Annotated in this window: 16 protein-coding genes and 1 pseudogene; 4 read left to right on the top strand and 13 right to left on the bottom strand. The window is 74.0% G+C overall.

What is annotated here, in order from left to right; genetic code table 11:
* Positions 1-5: 5 nt before the first annotated feature.
* The 7 genes from AB0D01_RS34335 to AB0D01_RS34305 form a co-directional block, all read right to left on the bottom strand.
* Entirely contained in the window at positions 6-1,406 is a 1,401-nt protein-coding gene (locus AB0D01_RS34335; RefSeq protein ID WP_363062298.1) for a lysine N(6)-hydroxylase/L-ornithine N(5)-oxygenase family protein, read from the bottom strand.
* A 206-nt stretch (positions 1,407-1,612) separates the two neighbouring features.
* The gene (gene argB / locus AB0D01_RS34330) at positions 1,613-2,518 is read right to left on the bottom strand and encodes an acetylglutamate kinase (RefSeq protein ID WP_363062296.1); all 906 of its coding nucleotides are present in this window, start codon (positions 2,516-2,518) and stop codon (positions 1,613-1,615) included.
* Between the two features lie 25 nt (positions 2,519-2,543).
* Positions 2,544-3,176 carry an isochorismatase family protein gene (locus tag AB0D01_RS34325; RefSeq protein ID WP_363062316.1) on the bottom strand — a complete coding sequence of 211 codons (633 nt, stop codon included), beginning with the start codon at positions 3,174-3,176 and terminating at the stop codon, positions 2,544-2,546.
* Positions 3,177-3,404: 228 nt separating this feature from the next.
* Positions 3,405-3,758 (bottom strand): UBP-type zinc finger domain-containing protein, encoded by a 354-nt coding sequence (locus AB0D01_RS34320; RefSeq protein WP_363062294.1) that lies wholly within the window; start codon positions 3,756-3,758, stop codon positions 3,405-3,407.
* Positions 3,755-5,290, bottom strand: coding sequence for an ATP-binding protein (locus AB0D01_RS34315; RefSeq protein WP_363062292.1), 1,536 nt, complete (start codon positions 5,288-5,290; stop codon positions 3,755-3,757). Before AB0D01_RS34315 ends, AB0D01_RS34320 begins: the two co-directional genes overlap by 4 nt.
* Positions 5,287-6,963 (bottom strand): FAD-dependent oxidoreductase, encoded by a 1,677-nt coding sequence (locus AB0D01_RS34310; protein WP_363062290.1) that lies wholly within the window; start codon positions 6,961-6,963, stop codon positions 5,287-5,289. The genes AB0D01_RS34315 and AB0D01_RS34310 overlap by 4 nt, the downstream gene beginning before the upstream one ends.
* 197 nt (positions 6,964-7,160) lie before the next feature.
* On the bottom strand, positions 7,161-8,609 hold the full coding sequence (locus AB0D01_RS34305; protein ID WP_363062289.1) for a helix-turn-helix domain-containing protein: 1,449 nt from the start codon (positions 8,607-8,609) through the stop codon (positions 7,161-7,163).
* Between the two features lie 213 nt (positions 8,610-8,822).
* Between AB0D01_RS34305 and AB0D01_RS34300 the strand changes: the two genes are divergently transcribed.
* Both AB0D01_RS34300 and AB0D01_RS34295 read left to right on the top strand, forming a co-directional pair.
* The gene (locus AB0D01_RS34300) at positions 8,823-9,608 is read left to right on the top strand and encodes a DUF4232 domain-containing protein (protein WP_363062287.1); all 786 of its coding nucleotides are present in this window, start codon (positions 8,823-8,825) and stop codon (positions 9,606-9,608) included.
* A 100-nt stretch (positions 9,609-9,708) separates the two neighbouring features.
* On the top strand, positions 9,709-9,945 hold the full coding sequence (locus AB0D01_RS34295) for a hypothetical protein (protein ID WP_363062285.1): 237 nt from the start codon (positions 9,709-9,711) through the stop codon (positions 9,943-9,945).
* A gap of 55 nt (positions 9,946-10,000) precedes the next feature.
* Here AB0D01_RS34295 and AB0D01_RS34290 read toward each other — a convergent pair whose 3' ends face one another.
* On the bottom strand, positions 10,001-10,222 hold the full coding sequence (locus AB0D01_RS34290) for a hypothetical protein (protein WP_363062283.1): 222 nt from the start codon (positions 10,220-10,222) through the stop codon (positions 10,001-10,003).
* A 156-nt stretch (positions 10,223-10,378) separates the two neighbouring features.
* Between AB0D01_RS34290 and AB0D01_RS34285 the strand changes: the two are divergent.
* Positions 10,379-10,507 (top strand): annotated as a pseudogene (locus AB0D01_RS34285) (citrate/2-methylcitrate synthase); the annotation flags it as partial.
* Between the two features lie 41 nt (positions 10,508-10,548).
* Here the strand turns inward: AB0D01_RS34285 and AB0D01_RS34280 are convergent.
* The 5 genes from AB0D01_RS34280 to AB0D01_RS34260 form a co-directional block, all read right to left on the bottom strand.
* Positions 10,549-11,304, bottom strand: coding sequence for a class I SAM-dependent methyltransferase (locus tag AB0D01_RS34280; protein WP_363062314.1), 756 nt, complete (start codon positions 11,302-11,304; stop codon positions 10,549-10,551).
* Between the two features lie 55 nt (positions 11,305-11,359).
* On the bottom strand, positions 11,360-12,565 hold the full coding sequence (locus AB0D01_RS34275) for an aminotransferase class V-fold PLP-dependent enzyme (protein ID WP_363062312.1): 1,206 nt from the start codon (positions 12,563-12,565) through the stop codon (positions 11,360-11,362).
* A gap of 1 nt (position 12,566) precedes the next feature.
* Positions 12,567-13,883: a pyridoxal-phosphate dependent enzyme gene (locus AB0D01_RS34270; RefSeq protein ID WP_363062281.1), complete on the bottom strand. Its 1,317-nt coding sequence runs from the start codon at positions 13,881-13,883 to the stop codon at positions 12,567-12,569.
* The gene (locus tag AB0D01_RS34265) at positions 13,880-15,373 is read right to left on the bottom strand and encodes a Y4yA family PLP-dependent enzyme (RefSeq protein WP_363062279.1); all 1,494 of its coding nucleotides are present in this window, start codon (positions 15,371-15,373) and stop codon (positions 13,880-13,882) included. Before AB0D01_RS34265 ends, AB0D01_RS34270 begins: the two co-directional genes overlap by 4 nt.
* A 186-nt stretch (positions 15,374-15,559) precedes the next feature.
* Positions 15,560-16,111, bottom strand: a complete 552-nt coding sequence (locus AB0D01_RS34260) for a GNAT family N-acetyltransferase (protein WP_363062277.1) — start codon at positions 16,109-16,111, stop codon at positions 15,560-15,562.
* A 278-nt stretch (positions 16,112-16,389) separates the two neighbouring features.
* On the opposite strand from AB0D01_RS34260, the gene AB0D01_RS34255 reads away from it, so the two are divergent.
* Positions 16,390-17,127: a DJ-1/PfpI family protein gene (locus tag AB0D01_RS34255; protein WP_363062275.1), complete on the top strand. Its 738-nt coding sequence runs from the start codon at positions 16,390-16,392 to the stop codon at positions 17,125-17,127.
* Positions 17,128-17,286 lie beyond the last annotated feature (159 nt).

The following is a 17,286-nucleotide window of genomic DNA, read 5'->3' as shown; positions in this document are numbered from 1 at the left end:
GGGGCTCAGCCCCGGTTCGCGGGGACGGCGGGCGCGGTGCCCGGAGCGGCGTCCGTCGGTCCGGTCCGCAACTCGTGTTCGGTCGCGCGCAGGAGCAGGGAGTCGCAGATCTCGCCCGAGCGCACCGCCAGCGTGGACAGCAGCGAGGAGGTGATGCCGTGCGTGTGCTCGGTCGCCGCGCCCTGGACGTAGACCCCGGCCCGCAGTCGGTCCGTGGTCTCCACCCGGTGGTCGCGACCGATGCGCAGGCGCCCCTGTCCGTCGGTGAGGCATTCCCCGGCCAGGTCCCCCAGCAGCTCCAGCGGGTCGGCCGGTCGGTAGCCGGTGGCGAGGACGATCGCGTCGCAGTCGAGGGTGGAGGTCCCGCCGCCGGTCAGTGAGCGCACGGTGGCCCGTACGCCGTGCTCCACGGGGGTGACGGAGACGAACTCGCAGGCGCCCGTGATCCGCAGCCGCTCCGTGCCGGTGATCTTCTCCTGGTAGGCGGTGCGGTACAGCTGCTCGATCAGGTCCCCGTCGACCACCGAGTAGTTGGTGTTCGCGTGGTAGCCGAGGAGCTGCTCCTTGACCTCCTGCGGCGCCCCGTAGAAGGTGTCCACCGCGGCCGGGTCGAAGATCCGGTTGGCGAAGGGGCTGTCGTCGGCCGGGCTGTACCCGTAGCGCCGGAAGACCGCGTGGACCTCGGAGTCGGGGAAGGTCCGGTGCAGGTAGTCGGCGGTCTCCGCCGCCGACTGGCCGGCCCCGACGACCACGAACCGGCGGTGTCGACGGTCCGTCAACTTCGGCGCGCGGAACAGCAGATCGCGGTTGTGCCAGACGCGGGCACCCGTCTCGACGCCGCGCGGGAGGCGGGGGACGAGGCCGGTGCCGATGACGACGTTGCGGGTGCGCAGGGTGGTGCCGCCGCCGTCCGCGTCCCGGGAGCGTACCTCCAGTTCGTCCACGGTGTCCGCGGCGCCGAGGGTCGGGGGCGCGGTGACGGACTCGACCTCGGCCCCGTAACGGACCTGGTCCCGGAAGGCGCTCGCGCACCAGCGGAAGTAGTCGTGGAACTCGATGCGGGTCGGGAAGAAGGTCTTGTGGTTGACGAAGTCCGCCAGCCTGCCGTGGTCCTGGAGGTAGTGCACGAAGCTGTACGGGCTACCGGGGTTGCGCATCGTGACGAGGTCCTTCAGGAAGGACACCTGCATGGTGGCGCCTTCGAGGAGCATTCCCCGGTGCCAGCCGAAGTCCTCCTGCCGCTCGACGAAGGTGGCGTGCACCGCTCCACCGGACGTGCGCTGGAGGTTGTGCTCCTCGACGGCTATCGCCAGCGCCAGGTTGGCAGGGCCGAAGCCGATGCCCACCAGGTCGCGGGTGCCGGGGACTCGGCTCCCCGGAGTGGTCTGCGCGTGTGGTGCGGACATGCCCATCCTTCCTCGGTCTCACCCATTTAGTTAGGTAAGGCTGGCCTAACATCACCCATTCGCGGGGTGCTGTCAAGCTGGGGCGTGTCGCCCGGACGTGGCTCGAACGCATCGTCAGTTCGCCCCTGACGTGGGCGATTGGAGAGGGCGTGACAAAAACCCCGGGGCCGGACGGCCGGTCGGGGTTCCTGTCTTCGAGGTGTCTTTCAGACGTGTCGTGAGGGCGCTGTGACGGCCGGTGCGTCGGGTACCACGACGGTCCCCGTGTGTTCGTCCGCGAACACCTCCAGCAGCAGGGCGTGCGGCACCCGGCCGTCGAGGACGTGCGCCATGCGCACGCCCGCGCGGACCGCGCGCAGGCAGCCCTCCATCTTGGGCGTCATCCCGCCCGTCAGCCCCGGCAGCATGGACTCCAACCGGCCGGCCGTCAGCCTCGGGATGACGTCGGTGCTGCGGGGCCAGTCCGCGTACAGACCCGCCACGTCCGTGAGCATGATGAGCTTCTCGGCGTCCAGCGCCTCGGCGAGCGCGGCCGCCGCCAGGTCGGCGTTGATGTTGTAGACCGCGTCGTCCCGCTCCCCGCGGGCGATCGGCGAGACCACCGGAATCCGGCCACTCTCCAGCAACGCGCGCAGGGTGTCGGGGCGGACCCGGACGATGTCACCCACCAGGCCGATGTCCACCTCCCGCCCGTCCACCCTCGCGGGCCGCCGCACGGCGGTCAGCGTACGGGCGTCCTCGCCGGTCATCCCGACCGCGAACGGTCCGTGCGCGTTGATGAGGTTGACCAGGTCCCGCTGGACCTGGCCGGCCAACACCATGCGCACCACCTCCATCACCTCGGGGGTGGTGACCCGCAGTCCCGCCGCGAACTCGACCTCCAGGGCCAACTTCCGCAGCATGGCGCTGATCTGGGGGCCGCCGCCGTGCACGACGACCGGCCGCAGTCCCGCGTACCGCAGGGACACCACGTCCTGGGCGAAGGCGCGTTTGAGCTCCTCGTCGACCATGGCGTTCCCGCCGAACTTGACCACGACGGTGCGCCCCTGGAACCGCTCCAGCCACGGAAGGGCCTCGATGACGGTCCGGGCCCGTACTCCCGCCCCGCTCACCGCGCGTACGTTCTGCTGGGGCTGCTCATCGGGCGTCGAGCTCCTTGATCAAAGTGGTGGTGGTCCGGACGACGGCGCCGCGCGCGGCCGACCACCGCAGGGCGAGTTCGTGTTCCTCGGCGGACAGGTCGGCCACCGCGTCGGCGACCACGAACGGCTGGATGTCGTTCATGAAGGCGTCCGCCGCGGTCAACAGCACCCCGGAGTGGGCGAAGAGGCCGCAGACGATCAACTGGTCCCGGTCGGCGGTCCGCAGGATCCTTCCGAGGTGGCTGCCCAGGAAGGCGTTGTGGCGGGTGTTCGTGACGAGGTGGTCGCCGCGCGCGGGGGCCAGGTTCGCGACGATGTGGCCGTCGCTGTCCGCCCCCGCGCCCGCCTCGGCGCCCTCGCCCGCGCCGGCCCCGATCGGCAGCCGGTCCGCGAGTCCGCGCCGGTGCGATCCGGGCGTGGGCTCGGTGCTGAAGACGACCGGGATGCCCAGTCGGCCCGCGGCCTTGCGCAGGCGGGCGATGTTGCCGACCAGCTCGCCGCGTGGCGAACTCCCGGGCGAGAAGGCCCGGATGAGATGGTTCTGCATGTTGTGAATGAGTAACGCGGCCCGCCCCGGGTCGACCCTCCAGGGTGCGACGGAGTGCGGGAGCGCGTCCTCGGTGGGCATCGGATATGGCTCGGCCATCGGAAGTCTCACTGCCGGCGTCCCCTCGGCAAGAGGCGGCAACGACCCGCCTCACTCTCGTTAGCTTAGCCTAACCTAAGTATCGCGGTTCGCGCTCGTGTTCGGTCACCGGACGCCGAAGAGGGCGCCCGGTGACGGGGGGGCGGGGGAGCGGGAGAGGGACGGAAGGGCGGGGCGTACGGCGTCAGGGGCTGCACGGGGCCGGAGCCGTCAGCGATGGAGCTGCTTCGTCCAGTCCTGCGGAACCCGGTCGGCCGGTCCCGGGGCCGGCTGGTCCTCCGGGTGCCCGCTCGGCGCGGCCAGCTCGGGGCCGGACTCGTACAGGGCGTTCGTGTCGTAGTTCCAGAACCACTCCTCGCCCGGCTCGTAGCTGCGCACCACGGGGTGCCCGGTGGCCTTCCAGTGGGCGGTGGCGTGCTGCGCCGGCGAGGAGTCGCAACAGCCGATGTGCCCGCACAGGGCGCAGCGCCGCAGGTGGAACCACCAGCCGCCGGCCGCGTCGCACGCGGCGCAGCCGGGACCGGCGGGCGGGACGCTCGGGTCGATTCCGTTGATCTCGCTCATGCGCGCTCCTCGGCGGTGTCGGGGGACCCGGTCGTGGTCGGGGCCCCGGGGGAGTTCTCCGGTGCGTCCTCGGCGGACGATTCGGCCTCGGACGGCTCGCCCTCCGGGGCGGTCAGGGGCAGCAGCACCTGGAAACGCGTGTCACCCGGCGCGGATTCGACCTGGAGGCTGCCGTGGTGCTTGTTGACGACGATCCGCCACGAGATGTCGAGCCCGAGCCCGGTCCCCTCGCCGACGGGCTTCGTGGTGAAGAAGGGGTCGAAGATGCGGCCGCGGATGTCCGCCGGGATCCCCGGCCCGGTGTCGCGGAACTCCACCAGCAGCCGGTCGCCCTCCCGCGCCGTGCGGACCGTCAGCGTGCCCTCGCGGCCGCTGCTCCCGATGGCGAAGACGGCGTTGTCGACGAGGTTGGTCCACACCTGGTTGAGCTCCGCCGGGTAGGCCGGCACCGGCGGCACGGAACGGTCGTACTCCTTGACCACCCGCACCCCGGGGCCGATCTTGCCGGACAGCATCAGCAGGGTGCTGTCGAGCAGCTCGTGGACGTCGACGACCCGGTGCGGGGCCCGGTCCAGCTGCGAGTACTGCTTCGCCGCGTCCACCAGATGGGAGATCCGCGTGGTGGAGTCGTCGATCTCGTCCATCAACAGCTCGGTCTCGACCGTGTAGTTCAGCCAGCCGATCGCCGACGGAAGGATCTCCTCGGCCACCGTCGCCGCGACCTGGTCCAGCCAGTCCGTGTCCAGTCCGGCCTGCACGAAGGTCGGCGCGATCCGCCAGCCCTCCGCGATGCCGTGGTCGTCGAGCCAGTCCGCGAGCTCGTCCTCCCGGTCGGCGGCCTCCAGCGGGCCGATCGCCGGAGCCTTCGCGACGCGCTCGACGGTGCGCTCCTGGATCTCGATGAGATCGGCGATCACCTCGCGCGAGTACTGCCCCTGGGAGATGTGGGCCAGCTTGTGCCGCATCTTGCCGACCCGTTCCCGCAGCGTCGCGGTCGCCCGTACGGCCGCCGCGGCCGGGTTGTTCAGCTCGTGGGTGAGGCCGGCGGACAACGAACCGAGCGCCAACAGCCGCTCGCGCTGCCCGATGGCCCGCTGGGTGTTCTTCGAGCCGAAGAACAGCCCCTCCAGCAGATGGGCGGCCATCGGGAACCACTCGCGCATGATGTCCGAGAAGGACTGGGCGGGCAGGACGAAGAACCGCGTCGGCTCGGTCACCCGCATCGAGTTCGTGTACGTCTGCGGTACCTGCTCGCCCAGGTAGGCCTGCATGGCTCCGGCGTACACGCCGCGCTGCGAGGTCCGGCTCACCTCGACGTCGTCCCCGCCGACCCGGCGCGACAGGACCACGGTGCCCTCGATCATCACGTAGAAGCACGTGGCCGGATCCCCCTCGGTGTACACCGGACCCGGCTCGAAGCGCTCCACCCGCCCCTCGCCGCACAAGCGACCCAGCTGTTCCGGGGAGAGCTTCTCGAACAGGAACAACGAGGCGATCTCCGCCGGGGCGCACGGCATGACCTGTCCGCTCATGACTGCTCCAGGTAGCGGTGGACGAGCATCACGGCCATGGCTCCCTCTCCGACGGCGGACGCGACGCGCTTCGCGGACTGGGCGCGCGCGTCACCCGCCACGAACACCCCGGGGATGTTGGTCTCCAGGTGGTAGGGCGGCCGGTCCAGCTCCCACTCGGCCGGCGGCCGACCGTCCGGCGTCAGGTCCGGGCCGGTCAGGATGAAACCGTGCTCGTCGCGCAGCACCGTCCCGTCGAGCCAGTCGGTGAGCGGGGCCGCGCCGATGAAGACGAACATCCACTGGCAGTCGACGCGCTCGGTCTCCCCGCTGTCCACGTCCCGCAGCGTCAGCCGTTCCAGGTGCCCGTCCCCGTGCGCCGACTCCACGACCGTCCGGGTGCGCACCGTGATGTTCGACGCCTCCTCGATCTGCTGGATCAGGTAGTACGACATCGAGGCCCGCAGGGACTCCCCGCGCACCAGCAGCGTCACCGACTTCGCGCCCCGGGCCAGGTACATCGCCGCCTGCCCGGCGGAGTTGGCGCCGCCCACGATGTACACGTCGTGCCCCTGGCAGGAGGCCGCCTCCGTGAGCGAGGAGCCGTAGTACACCCCGCAGCCCGTCAGGTCCTCGCAGCCCGGCGCCCGCAACTGCCGGTACGAGACCCCCGTCGCCAGGATCACGCTGTGCGCGGCGACCGCCGAGCCGTCGGAGAAGCGCACGACGCGGGCCGCGCCGTTCACCTCCAGCCCCGTCACCTCGCGCGCCGTGAGGATCTCGGCGCCGAACCGGCCCGCCTGGCGCCGGGCGCGTTCGGTGAGCTGCGCCCCCGAGACCCCGTCCGGGAAGCCGAGGTAGTTCTCGATGCGGGAGCTCTGCCCGGCCTGCCCGCCCGTCGCCGACCGCTCGACCAGGACGGTGCGCAGCCCCTCGGAGGCCCCGTACACCGCCGAGCCGAGTCCGGCCGGGCCGCCGCCGATCACGACGAGGTCGTAGAAGTCCGAGGTCGGCGTCGTCGCGAGGCCCACGTGCGCGGCCAGCTCCGCCGCCTCGGGCGCGATCAGCGCGGTGCCGTCGGGGGTGACCACGAGCGGCAGCCGCTGCCCGTCGGCCCCTGCGGCCTCCAGCAGCCGTCGCCCCTCCGGCTCGTCCGAGGAGTACCAGCGGTAGGGCACCTGGTTGCGGGCCAGGAACTCCCGGACGTGCGAGGACGGCGCGGACCAGCGGTGACCGACCACCTTCGTGGCCGGGACCGGCCGGTACTCGCTGGAGCGCCAGGCCGTCAGCAGGTCGTCCAGGACCGGATACAGCTTCTCCTCCGGCGGGTCCCACGGCTTGAGCAGGTAGTGGTCGAGGTCGACCACGTTGATCGCGTCGATCGCCGCGTTCGTGTCGGCGTACGCCGTCAGCAGCACCCGCCGCGCGCCGGGATGGATGCCCAGCGCCTGCTCCAGGAACTCGATGCCGTTCATCTGCGGCATGCGGTAGTCGGCCAGGATCACCGCCACCGGATCGCCCCGCAGCTTCAGCTCCCGCAGCGCCTCCAGTGCCGATTCGCCGGATTCGGCGCGCACGATCCGGTACCCGGCGCCGTAGCGGCGCCGCAGGTCACGGGCGATGGCGCGGGAGACCCCCGGGTCGTCGTCCACCGTGAGGATGACGGTCCGCGCGGTTTCGGCGGCCTGTGCCATACGTCGTCTCCACCCCGAGTGCTCCGGGCGGGCGGCACGCAGCGCGGCCCGCGCCGCTTTGCGCCCATCGTATGTTCGATGCTCCGCCTCCGCCCCGGGACGACGCCGACCGTGCGCGCCCGGTCAGGTCCCGGTCGCTCCCGGTCAAGGGGGACGGCCCCGGGGTGGCCGCCGGGCGGTGTCCGGGGCCGGGCGCGTCAGGAGGTGGTGCCCGCCTTGACCCATCCGTCCCCGCCGAGCGGGAACTCGAAGGCGGGCCGACCGTTCAGGCCGCTGGTGCGGAAGGGCCTTCCGTTGTGGTCGATCTTGAGCGTGCCGTGGCGGGAACCGCTGGACCAGGCCAGCTCCAGGTACCAGCTCACGTCGTACGCGGAGGCGTCGGCCTTGATGTGGAACACCTCGGGATCGGACTCGCTCACCTTGAACGGGAAGTTCGGCTGTCCCGCCTCGGGGACGACCGCCGGACGCGCGGCGTCGAGGGCCACGGTGAACGACCGGGTCGGCACGCCGGCGCCGCAGCCGACGCCCGGGTAGCCCATGGCGTAGTCGTTCCAGGCCAGGGGGGATCGCTTGGCGGCGGTACGGACGGTCAGGCTGTCCAGCACCACCGTCTCCTTGCCGGAGCCCTGGAGGGTCAGGGTCACGTACTGCTCCCCCGAGGAGACGGCTCCCGAGGCCGCCACCCACGCGGGCGCGTCCCGTTCGGCGGGCGGCGGGCCCACCTCGGTCGGGGGCCGGTCGATCAGGTAGTGCTGCCCGCAGGGGCTCTCCCAGGTGTACGGCTGCGTGGTCACCGCCAGCGGCATCCCGGCCCCGGCCTCCCCGCCGGCGGCGGGCGTCGCGGCCGGACCGGCGCCGACGGCCGGCGGCCCCGGTGTGCCGGCGGCCCCCGAGGCCCCGCCGGTCGAGGCCCCGTCGGTCGGGCTCGCGCCGGTCGGGGTCGCGGAGCCGGAGGCGGCGCCGGCGTGCGTACCGGCGGGGGCCGGCTTGCCGTCCGCGGGTTCCGCTTCGCCGCCGTCGCCGGCGAGGGATGCGGCGCCGACGGGACGGTCGCGGACGTCGGTGCCCCGCTCCGCGAGGTGCGCGGTCAGCGCGATCGTCCCGGCGACGACGGCCACCGCGATCCCGGCGAGGACGGCCCGGTGGAAGCGGCGCCGCCGTTTCGGCCCGGGCCCCTCGGCGGGGCCCGGAAGCCCGGCCACGTCGGCCCCCGCGCCGGCTTGGACCTCCGCGCCGGCTTCGACGGCCTCGACGGCCGCGCCCGCGGGCCCGTCCCCGTCCCCGTCGCCGGCAGCCGGCGCCGTCGCTTCGGGGGCGGGAGCCGAAGGGGGCTCGGCGGACCGGCGTACGGCCGGCGCCGGAGTCCCCGCCGCCCCCGCGACGGCGCCCTTGCGCGGACGGTTCGCGTCCGCCAGCACCCAACTCCGGTGCAGGGCGAGGAGCTCCTCGGGCGAGGCCTTGCAGAGCCGCGCGAAGCGTTCGAGGGGCGCGTACTCCGTCGGAACGACGTCGCCGCTGCAGTAGCGGTGCAGCGTCGACGTACTCATGTGGAGCCGTTTGGCGAGCGTCCCGTAGCTGAGACCGGACCGGTCCTTCAACTCCCGCAACAGCCCGGCGAAATCGGATCCGGCCGTGTCTGACGACACCTTTCCTCCCACCCCCGTGGCCTGTCCCGCATCCCAGGGACGGGCCGTTCCCGCAGCTCAGAGCCTGCGCCGGCATCCCAGCGTCCCTGATGGCCCCTCGGATGTGGCAGCTGGGACGGATCACCGCCCAGGCTGGAGCCAATCCAAGCACACCGCTCCCGAACACCGGCTCCGACCGGCCGTCGGGGCACGCCACCTGAGAGGCGATCAGCCATGTCCGCGTTCCGCACCGCCCGCACCACCCCCACCACGGGCAGCGCCCGCACCTCCCGTGTCCGGTCCTCGCGCCGCCTCGCCGGCGCCGTCGCCGCGGCCCTCGCCGCGCTGGCCCTCACCGCCTGCCAGGACGGTACGGGCCTCAAGGACAACGGGGCCGCGCCCGTAACCGACGCCGCCGACTCGCCCGCCGCGAGCGCCACCCCCGGTGCCCCGACGGGCGGGCGGGGCGGGTCCGCCACCCCGGCCCCGGGCTCCGCCACCCCGACCGGCGGGGCGAAGACGGGCGGCGGCGCACAGGCCGGTTCCGGCGCGGCGGACGCGAAGGCGCCCTCGGACCAGGCCGCCGCGGGCGGCCGCGTCCTGTGCAACGGTTCCAACACCGCCGTCACCGTCCAGCCGGTCCCCCGACCGCTCAACCACATGCTGATCACGGTGAGGAACACCGGCTCGAAGACCTGCGACCTGACCTACCACCCCGTCCTCCGCTTCGACGAGATGCAGTGGGCGCCGACCGCGCGCAAGGACACCCAGCCCCAGGCCGTGGTCTCCCTGGCACCCGGCGAGTCGGGTTACGCGGGAGCCCGTCTGTCGGCGGCCGACGGCAGCGGGGAGGGCGGGACGACCGGGCGCCGGCTCACCGTCGCCTTCCAGGGGACGACCCCCCACAGCAGCGGCGGCGCCTCGGCCACCCCCGCCCTGCCGGCGGCGGGCCTCTACTACGACAGCTCCCTGGAGGTCACCTACTGGCAGCGGGACGTCGCGGACGCGATCGAACGCTGAGCGGCGGGCACGGCGCGGGCGGGCGCGCGGGCGCCGACGGGGCGCAGACTGGAGGGAACGCGGCGGGCGCGGTCCGCGTGCAGGCGGAGGAGGGCCAGGCATGACCGAAGGCGCGATTCCCTACGTCCCCCCGGCGCGGGTCACCGTACTCGGCGTACACCCCGAGGACCCGCCGTTTCGCATCGTGGAGATCGACGGCGAGGTGGTGGCCACCGCCCGGTCCATGACGGACGTGATCCTGACGGCCGCGGCCGCCGGGATCACCCTCCACGACCTCGACGACCCGGCCGAGGTCCGGTGGGTCGGCGGCGGGAAGTACCACTGGCACCCGCACTGACGGCCCGCCCGGCCCCGGCCGCGCCTGCCCGCCCCGAGGGCGCGGGCGGGCGGCGTCACCACTCGGGGTGGACGTCGTGGCTGTCGTGGCGGGTCCCGGCGGCGGTGGTCCAGGGCCGGAAGCGCCCCGGACCGGTGGAGTCGGGGTCGTAGGTGACCGGCTCGCGGGTGTCGTCGGTGACGATCACCGCCCCGGCCCGTTGGGCCGCCCGCAGGGCGTGCGTCCAGTGCCGGCCGCGGTGGCCGGTGCGGTAGTCGGGGATCTTGCACTGGGACATCGGGTCTCACCACCTCGCCGCGGCCACGGGTCGGCCCCGTCGCGCCCGCTTCCCCGGCACCTGCCCGGCCCGGCCGCACCCATGCGTCGCGGCCGGGCCCGCCCCGCCGCGCGGGGGCCGCGCCGCCCCCGCCGCGAGGGACACGGGTGGGGACCGTTCGTGATGAGCCGGGTCACCGGCTGGACCGCGCACGTCATTGAGCAACTGGAGCACAACGCCCTCATCCGCCCCCTCGGCTCCTACACGGGCCCCGCGCAGCGCCCCCTGCCGGCCCCCGGCCGCTGACCTCCCCACCACGACGGGCTCGGGCCCCGTCGGCGCTCCCCTCAGCGGACCGCGACGACCACGTGGCTGTTGCCGAACTGCCAGACCGTCCCCACGTGCTCGAACCCCGCCTCCCGCAGCAGCGCGAGGTGGGCCGTGAGGGTCAGGTCGTTGCCCTCGCACCGGGGGTGGGAGTGGCGGCCCCGCGCGGCGAGCAGCGGATCCAGTGCGGGATCGGCCCGGACGCCCGACCACCAGGACTCCCAGTCCTCGTGCGCGAGCGCCTGCCGCCGCTCCGCCCGCCGCCGGCCGATGTCGACGGCCAGTTCGTGCACCTTGGGGGAGTCCGGCTCCAGGTGGTCGCCGTTGACGAGGACCCCGCCCGGCCGGATCCGCTGCGCCAGCTCCCCGTACGTGCGCCGCAGGGCGGCCTCCCCGAGGTAGTGCAGGGCCGTCGTCGAGACGGCGGCGTCCACGGGGCGGTCCAGGGCGAGGGCGTCCAGCCAGCCCGGCTCCCCGATCGAGGCCTCGACGAACCGCAGGGCGCCGCCGTGGTGCGCCCGCCCCAGCTCCAGCAACAGCGGATCGGCGTCGACGCCCACCACCTCGGCGGCGGGCATGCGCCGTGCCAGGCGGGCCGCCAGCGACCCCGGCCCGCACCCCAGGTCGAGCAGGAGGGGGCCGGGGTGGCCCTCCGTCACGCGCTCGACCACGTCGGAGATGACGGTGAACCGTTCCTCGCGGTCGATCGCGTAGCGCTGCTGCTGTCGTTCCCAGCGCTCCACCCACCGGCCGGCCGCCACCGTGCCCACGTCCATGTTCCCGTCCGCCCGTGCTCCCGCCGCTCCCGCGGCCCCGAACTCCACATGAAAATCATTGCAGACTGGCGAGGGTGGCGAGCAGCTTCTCGATCTCCTCACGCGTGTTGTGGACGTGCAGGCTCACCCGCACCGACCCGTCCGACTCCTTCGCACCCGCCTGGCAGTGGCTGTCGGAGCGCACCATGAACCCGTGGCTGTGCAGGATGAACCCGAGATCGCCGGAGGAGATCTCCCGGTGCCGGAACGCCACGATGCTGCGACGCCGTTGGACCTCGGAACGGGCCGTCAGACTGGAGCGGCAGCCGAGCACCTCGTACGCGTCCAACCCGCTCAGCCCGTCCGTCAGCAGGGCCGCCAGGGCCACCGTCCACGCCTCGATCCGCTCCGTGCCGGCCGCGTCGAGCCAGTCGAGCGCCGCCGCCAGGCTCACGATGCCCACCGTGTTCGGGGTGCCCGCCCAACCCCCGGGGCGGAACGCCGGACCCCGCGCGCCCCGGGACCAGATCGCCCCGGACCCGGGCAACGCCAACGCCTTGTGCCCCGAGAACACCACGAAGTCCACGTCGAGTTCGGCGACGGACAGCGGCAGGTGGCCGACGCTCTGCGCGGCGTCGAGGCAGATCGGCACCCCCGGACCGACCACCTCGCGGATCCGGTGCACGTTCATGTCGGAGCCGTAGACGTGGTGCACGTGCGTGGCCGCCACGAAGCGGGTGCGCGGGCCGACCGCGGCCGCGAGCGCCACCGGATCGTAGTCCCCGGAACCCGCCTGGCGGGGCAGCTCCCGCACCCGGATCCCGACCCCGCGCCGGGCGAGCAGCTCCGCCACCTCCCGCCACGGCGCGAGGTTCGCCTCGTGATCGGCGAACGGGACGACGATCTCGTCCCCGTCGACCAGCAGCTCCGCCAACCAGTCCCGGGCCACGCTCCGCAGGCCTTCGGTCGCCCCGCTCGTGAAATGCGTCGACGACCGGTCCGGGCGGGGGTCGCCCAGGAACTCCTTGACCCGCTCGCGGGCCCGCTCCACCAGCGCCGTCGTGGCGTTGGCCCACGGATACGAGCCGCGCCCCACGTTGGCGTTGGAGCGCGTCAGGTACCCCTGTACGGCGTCCAGCACGGCCTGCGGCTTCTGCGAGGTGGCCGCGCTGTCCAGGTACGCCGACCCCGGGTCGGCCGCGATGATCGGGAACTGGGCGCGCAGCGCGAGCTGCCACGACCGCAGCGCCTCCAGGGTGTCCTGCGGACGGGCGGCGCCCACCTCAATCACGCACCAGCGGGGCGCCCGCGTCCCTCCAGGCGATGATCCCGCCCGCGAGGCTGCGCACGTCGGGATGACCCATCCGGGTCAGCAGGGCGGCGAAGCGCGCCGACTGCTCCCCGACCGGACAGGCCAGCAGGACCGGCTGCCGCCTGCCGAACGGCAGCCCGCCCCGGACGAGCTCCTCGAACAGCTCGTCGACGATGTTCACCGACCCCTCGATGTGCAGCGCCGCGTAGGCGAAGGGGCTGCGCAGGTCGATCACGAGCGGCCGCTCCGCCGCGATCCACTTGCGCGCCTCCGCCGGTTCGACGACCTGCGCGGCCCCCACCTCCTCGGCGGTCAGGGAGGCCGGCGAGTTCCGGGCGGGCGGGCGACCCAGCAGGTCGGGGCGGCGCTGCTTGACGTAGCCGAGGTAGCTCTCCACCCGGTCGCAGACGATGAACACCGCCGTCCGACGCTCCGTCAATCCATCGTCCAGTGGCCGCAGATGACGCACCGCGCCGTGGTACGCGGCGCCCCCCGTGGGCCCGGCGAGGATGCCGCAGCGCCGCACGAGGGTGAGCATGCCCTCGATGGCCTCGTCGGAGCCGACCGCCTCGATCGCGTCGTACGCCGCCGGGTCGAAGAGGCCGACCTCGTGGACCTCGTCGATGGTGCGGATCCCGGGGATGAAATCAGACTTCTCGCCCACCAGCCCGACGACGCGCACCCCAGGATCGTGCGCGCGCAGCGCCCGGGCCACCCCGCCGGACGAGCCCGCCGTGCCGACGCAGGCCAGGAACCAGTCGGGGGCCCGACCGTCGAGGTCCGCCACGATCTCCGGGCCCGTGCCCGTCGCGTGCGCCTCGGTGTTGAGCGCGTTGAAGTACTGGTCGGTGTGCAGGTGGGCGCCACCCCGGTTCAGCTCCCGGTGGAAGAGGGTCAGCGGGTCCTCGGTGTCCATCGGGTCCAGACACTCGCTGCGCCCCGGCAGCTCCTCGATCTCGGCGCCCAGCAGCAGGAGCAGGTCCTTGACCTCCGGGACGCGCATCCGGTTGGTGACGCTCTTGAAGGACAGCCCGTGCATGCCCGCGATCACGGCCAACGCCTTGGCCGTGTTGCCGCTGGACAGCTCGACGATCGTCTCGCCGCGCTCCCGCGCTCCCGGCAGGGCGGACCGGGCCATGTTCCACGCGGCGCGGTCCTTCACCGAGCCGAAGGGGTTGAGCATTTCGAGCTTCGCGTAGAGGTCGATGTGGCGCAGCCCGTGCACCTCGGGATCGATGCGGACCAGCGGGGTGTTGCCGATGGCCTCGGTGATGCTGTCGTACCTCATGCCCGTCCCCCCGGATCGTTGATCGGCCAGTACTCCTCGTCCAGACACCAGTGCCAGCCGCCGAGCGCCCCCTCGGCCCCGGCCCCGGCCTCGCCCTCCCGCCGGACGGCCACCTTCCGCGCCACCGGCTGCCCCTGGGCCCGGGTGGCACCGAAGTCCATGCAGTAGCCGGCCGTGTTGACGAAGGCGAGCAGGTCGCCCGGCCGCGCCGGCCGCGGCAGGAACACCGTCCGGCGGGTGATCAGGTCGGACTCCAGGCAGAGGTTGCCCATGAGGTGGACGCCGACCGGCTCCGACGGCCCCGCCGGCTCCGCCCCGCGCGGCAGGAGGATCGGGTCCACGAGGATCCCGTGCTCCTCCAGCGCGACGTCGTTCGCGTTCATCGCCAGGCGTACGAGCGCCGGCCCCGCGTCCGAGGCGCGTACCTCCAGGACCCGGGCCAGGGACAGGCCGCACTGGTCGGCCAGGGCCCTCCCCGGCTCCGTGTGCAGGTCGTAGAGGCTCTCCAGCAGCAGCGTGCCCAACGCGCGGCCCAGCGTGGGGGCCGGGCGCGACAGCAGCTCGTCGAGGTAGGCGGCGCCGGCGACCGGCCGGTGGGCCGGATACAGGCTCAGGGCGCCGCGCAGCGTACCGCCCTCGGCGTGCAGCCCGTAGCCGTGACCGCCCCAGGTCAGGGGCGGGCGCCGACCCATCACGGCGGCGGCCAGCTCGCTCGTGTAGCGGTCCCACTGGGCGCCGTGCGCGAGGTAGTCGACGCCGAAGCCGCCGCCGATGTCGACGGCGCGCGGCTGGAACCCCCGTAGGCGCAGGTCGTCCATGGCGCGCAGGCAGCCTTCGAGGGCGATGGCCTTCTCGTCCGCGCCCGTCGTGTCGAGGTGGTACGCGACGCCGACCGGTTCGAGGTGGTCGCGGTGGCGTTCGAGCAGGTCCAGCAGGGGCCCCAGGGCCTTCACGGAGGTACCGAAGCGGCTCCGCCGGGACAGCACCCGCGGACCCGAGGCCTCGAACTCCGCCAGGCGCGGCACGACCCGCAGGCGGGGCAGGTCGTGGCGGCGCACGAGCGCGGCCGCCGCCTCCAGCTCCTCGGGCCCGTCGGCGTTCAGGGTGACGCCCGTGCGCGCGGCCAACCACAGGAAGGCCGGGTCCTTGGGACCGGTCGCCATGACGCGGTCCGCGGTGAAACCGTCGCCGAGGGCGTGCCGCAGCTCGCCGAGGGAGGCCACGTCGAGCGCGGCGTCCGTGGTGGTGAGGCGCCGCACGAGGGAGCGGGAACGGTTGGCCTTGTGGGCGAAGTGGATCCGCCCGCCCAGGTGGTGGCGCCGGTAGACGGAGCGGAAGCCCTCGGCGTTCTCCGCGATCTGGTCGGGTACGAGGACGTTGAGGGGCGAGCCGAGGGCGTCCACGAGCATGTGCAGGAACGGAGCCGCGCCCAGCAGCGCCGCGAGCCGCGGGGCCAACCGGGGTTCCAGGTAAAGGGGGCCGGTGCTCATCCAGCTGTCCTCCCGGCGGGCTGATCGTACGACGATGTCCGGCGCGCTCCTGATCATGCCCGGCCGGCCCGGTCCGGACGCGTGCCGACGGGAGACGACCGAAACGCGACGGGCCCGCGCGGTGAGGGGGAGACCCACGGGACCGCGGGAGGCGAGGGGGACTGCGGAGGAGGCTCCGGGGGCGCCTCACAGGGCCAGGAACATCAGGATCTCGTCACGGTCGTCACCCGGCGCCACGCGCAGCGCGCCGGGCCACCGTCCGATCTCCCGCCACCCCAGACGCCCGTAGAACTCCTCCAGCCCCAGGCCCGCCCGGGCGGTGAGGTGCAGCTGCTCCAGCCCCATCCCGTCCCGGGCGAGCTCGCGGACCCGTCCCATCAGCGCCGTGCCGATGCCGCGCCCGCGGAAGTCAGGGTGGGTCTGCACGTGGTTGACCACGCCGTGGTGCGCGACGAGGGGGTGCGGATCGCGACTGACGGCCGCCCAGCCGACCGGCCTGCCGTCGAGGGTGGCGATCAGCAGGCGGTGCAGCCGCGGGTCGAGCCCGCCGATCAGCAGGTCGGCGACCGCCTCGCCCTGTGCCGTGCTGACCGGCGGCATCGGGAAGGCGCCGTGGACGACGGCGCCCCCGGAGTTGAGGACCCTGACCCAGCAGTCGACCAGGGCCTCGCGCAGCTGCGCCGTCATCTCCCGCGGCCGGCGGATCTCCAGGAAGGCGGGCGCGTGCTCGATGCTCACGCACCCACCCTGCCAGAGACGGGACGCGCGCGTCAGGACGCCGCCTCCGGGCCGCCTCCCGGCCGCGCGTCGGCTGGGCGCGGCCTGTGGCGCCGGCTGTGGCGCGGCCCACAACGCGCGCCGGGAACCACCCCGTCCACCGCCCCGACCACCCTCGTGGACCGCCTCGCCGGCCGCGCGCGCGGACCGGAGCGCCGCGACCGCCACCACCGCGGCCGACACCACCGGGACCACCGCCACCACCGCCACCACCAGGACCACCAGGACAGGACGAGCCGATGAACCGTAGGGACCTGCTGCGCGCCTCCACCGCCCTCGGCGCCGCCGCCGCGGTGACGGGGGCCGCCACCGCGCCGGCCGGGGCGGCGCCGCCCCGGGCCGACACCGCGAAAGGCGGTCCGCTGCGCGTGCACGTCGTCATGTTCGACGGAGTCGAGGAACTCGACTTCGCCGCCCCCTACGAGGTCTTCTCCGCCGCCCGGTTCTTCACCGACCGCGAGGTCGACGTCCGCTACGTGTCCTGCGCCGGTCCGGGCGCCGTACGGGCCGCGTACGGGACCCGGATCGAGGTCGAACACGGCTGGTCCCCGCGCTCGGCGGACGTCGTCGTGGTGCCCGGCGGCGGCTACGCGCGCCGCGACGCCCCCGGCGTGTGGGCCGAGATCGCAAAGGGCACGCTCCCCCGCGAGCTGGCCGCGGCACCCCGCCGCGGCCTCACCCTCGCCGGGCTCTGCACCGGCGTCATGCTGCTGTCCGCCGCCGGTCTGACCGGGAACCGCCCCTGCACCACCCACCACAAGGCGCGCCCCGACCTCGGGGCCCAGGGCGGCCTCGTGAAGAACGCCCGCGTGGTGGACGACGGCGACCTCGTGACCGCCGGGGGCATCACCTCCGGCCTGGAGCTCGCGCTGTGGCTCGTCCGCCGCGAACTGGGCGCGGACGCCGCGCTCGGGGTGGAGGCCATGCTGGAGTACGAGGCCCGCGGCACCGTGTGGACCCGCCCCGGGCGCGCGTAGGCCGGCCCCGGCGGATCGCGGCGCGGCCCACCGCCCCCACGAGAGCGGGGACGGCGGGCCGCCGACCGGCGGGGCGACCGGGCCTGTCGGCAAACTCCCGCCTGCCCCGCGACGCCCGGCACGCGCTCGCGCCGCACCGGGCGAAAGACCGAGTACGAC

It is taken from the genome of Streptomyces sp. NPDC048606 (assembly GCF_040650855.1).
In the GTDB taxonomy this organism is placed as follows: domain Bacteria; phylum Actinomycetota; class Actinomycetes; order Streptomycetales; family Streptomycetaceae; genus Streptomyces.
The sequence above is the reverse complement of the archived record's forward strand: the minus strand, read 5'-3'. Positions and strand labels throughout refer to the sequence as shown.

Excerpts from the sequence above, each read along its gene's own strand:
- AB0D01_RS34335 (WP_363062298.1), bottom strand. The coding sequence starts at position 1,406 with ATGTCCGCACCACACGCGCAGACCACTCCGGGGAGCCGAGTCCCCGGC.
- AB0D01_RS34325 (WP_363062316.1), bottom strand. The coding sequence starts at position 3,176 with ATGCCCACCGAGGACGCGCTCCCGCACTCCGTCGCACCCTGGAGGGTC.
- AB0D01_RS34320 (WP_363062294.1), bottom strand. The coding sequence starts at position 3,758 with ATGAGCGAGATCAACGGAATCGACCCGAGCGTCCCGCCCGCCGGTCCC.
- AB0D01_RS34315 (WP_363062292.1), bottom strand. The coding sequence starts at position 5,290 with ATGAGCGGACAGGTCATGCCGTGCGCCCCGGCGGAGATCGCCTCGTTG.
- AB0D01_RS34310 (WP_363062290.1), bottom strand. The coding sequence starts at position 6,963 with ATGGCACAGGCCGCCGAAACCGCGCGGACCGTCATCCTCACGGTGGAC.
- AB0D01_RS34300 (WP_363062287.1), top strand. The coding sequence starts at position 8,823 with ATGTCCGCGTTCCGCACCGCCCGCACCACCCCCACCACGGGCAGCGCC.
- AB0D01_RS34295 (WP_363062285.1), top strand. The coding sequence starts at position 9,709 with ATGACCGAAGGCGCGATTCCCTACGTCCCCCCGGCGCGGGTCACCGTA.
- AB0D01_RS34290 (WP_363062283.1), bottom strand. The coding sequence starts at position 10,222 with ATGTCCCAGTGCAAGATCCCCGACTACCGCACCGGCCACCGCGGCCGG.
- AB0D01_RS34280 (WP_363062314.1), bottom strand. The coding sequence starts at position 11,304 with ATGGACGTGGGCACGGTGGCGGCCGGCCGGTGGGTGGAGCGCTGGGAA.
- AB0D01_RS34270 (WP_363062281.1), bottom strand. The coding sequence starts at position 13,883 with ATGAGGTACGACAGCATCACCGAGGCCATCGGCAACACCCCGCTGGTC.
- AB0D01_RS34265 (WP_363062279.1), bottom strand. The coding sequence starts at position 15,373 with ATGAGCACCGGCCCCCTTTACCTGGAACCCCGGTTGGCCCCGCGGCTC.
- AB0D01_RS34255 (WP_363062275.1), top strand. The coding sequence starts at position 16,390 with ATGAACCGTAGGGACCTGCTGCGCGCCTCCACCGCCCTCGGCGCCGCC.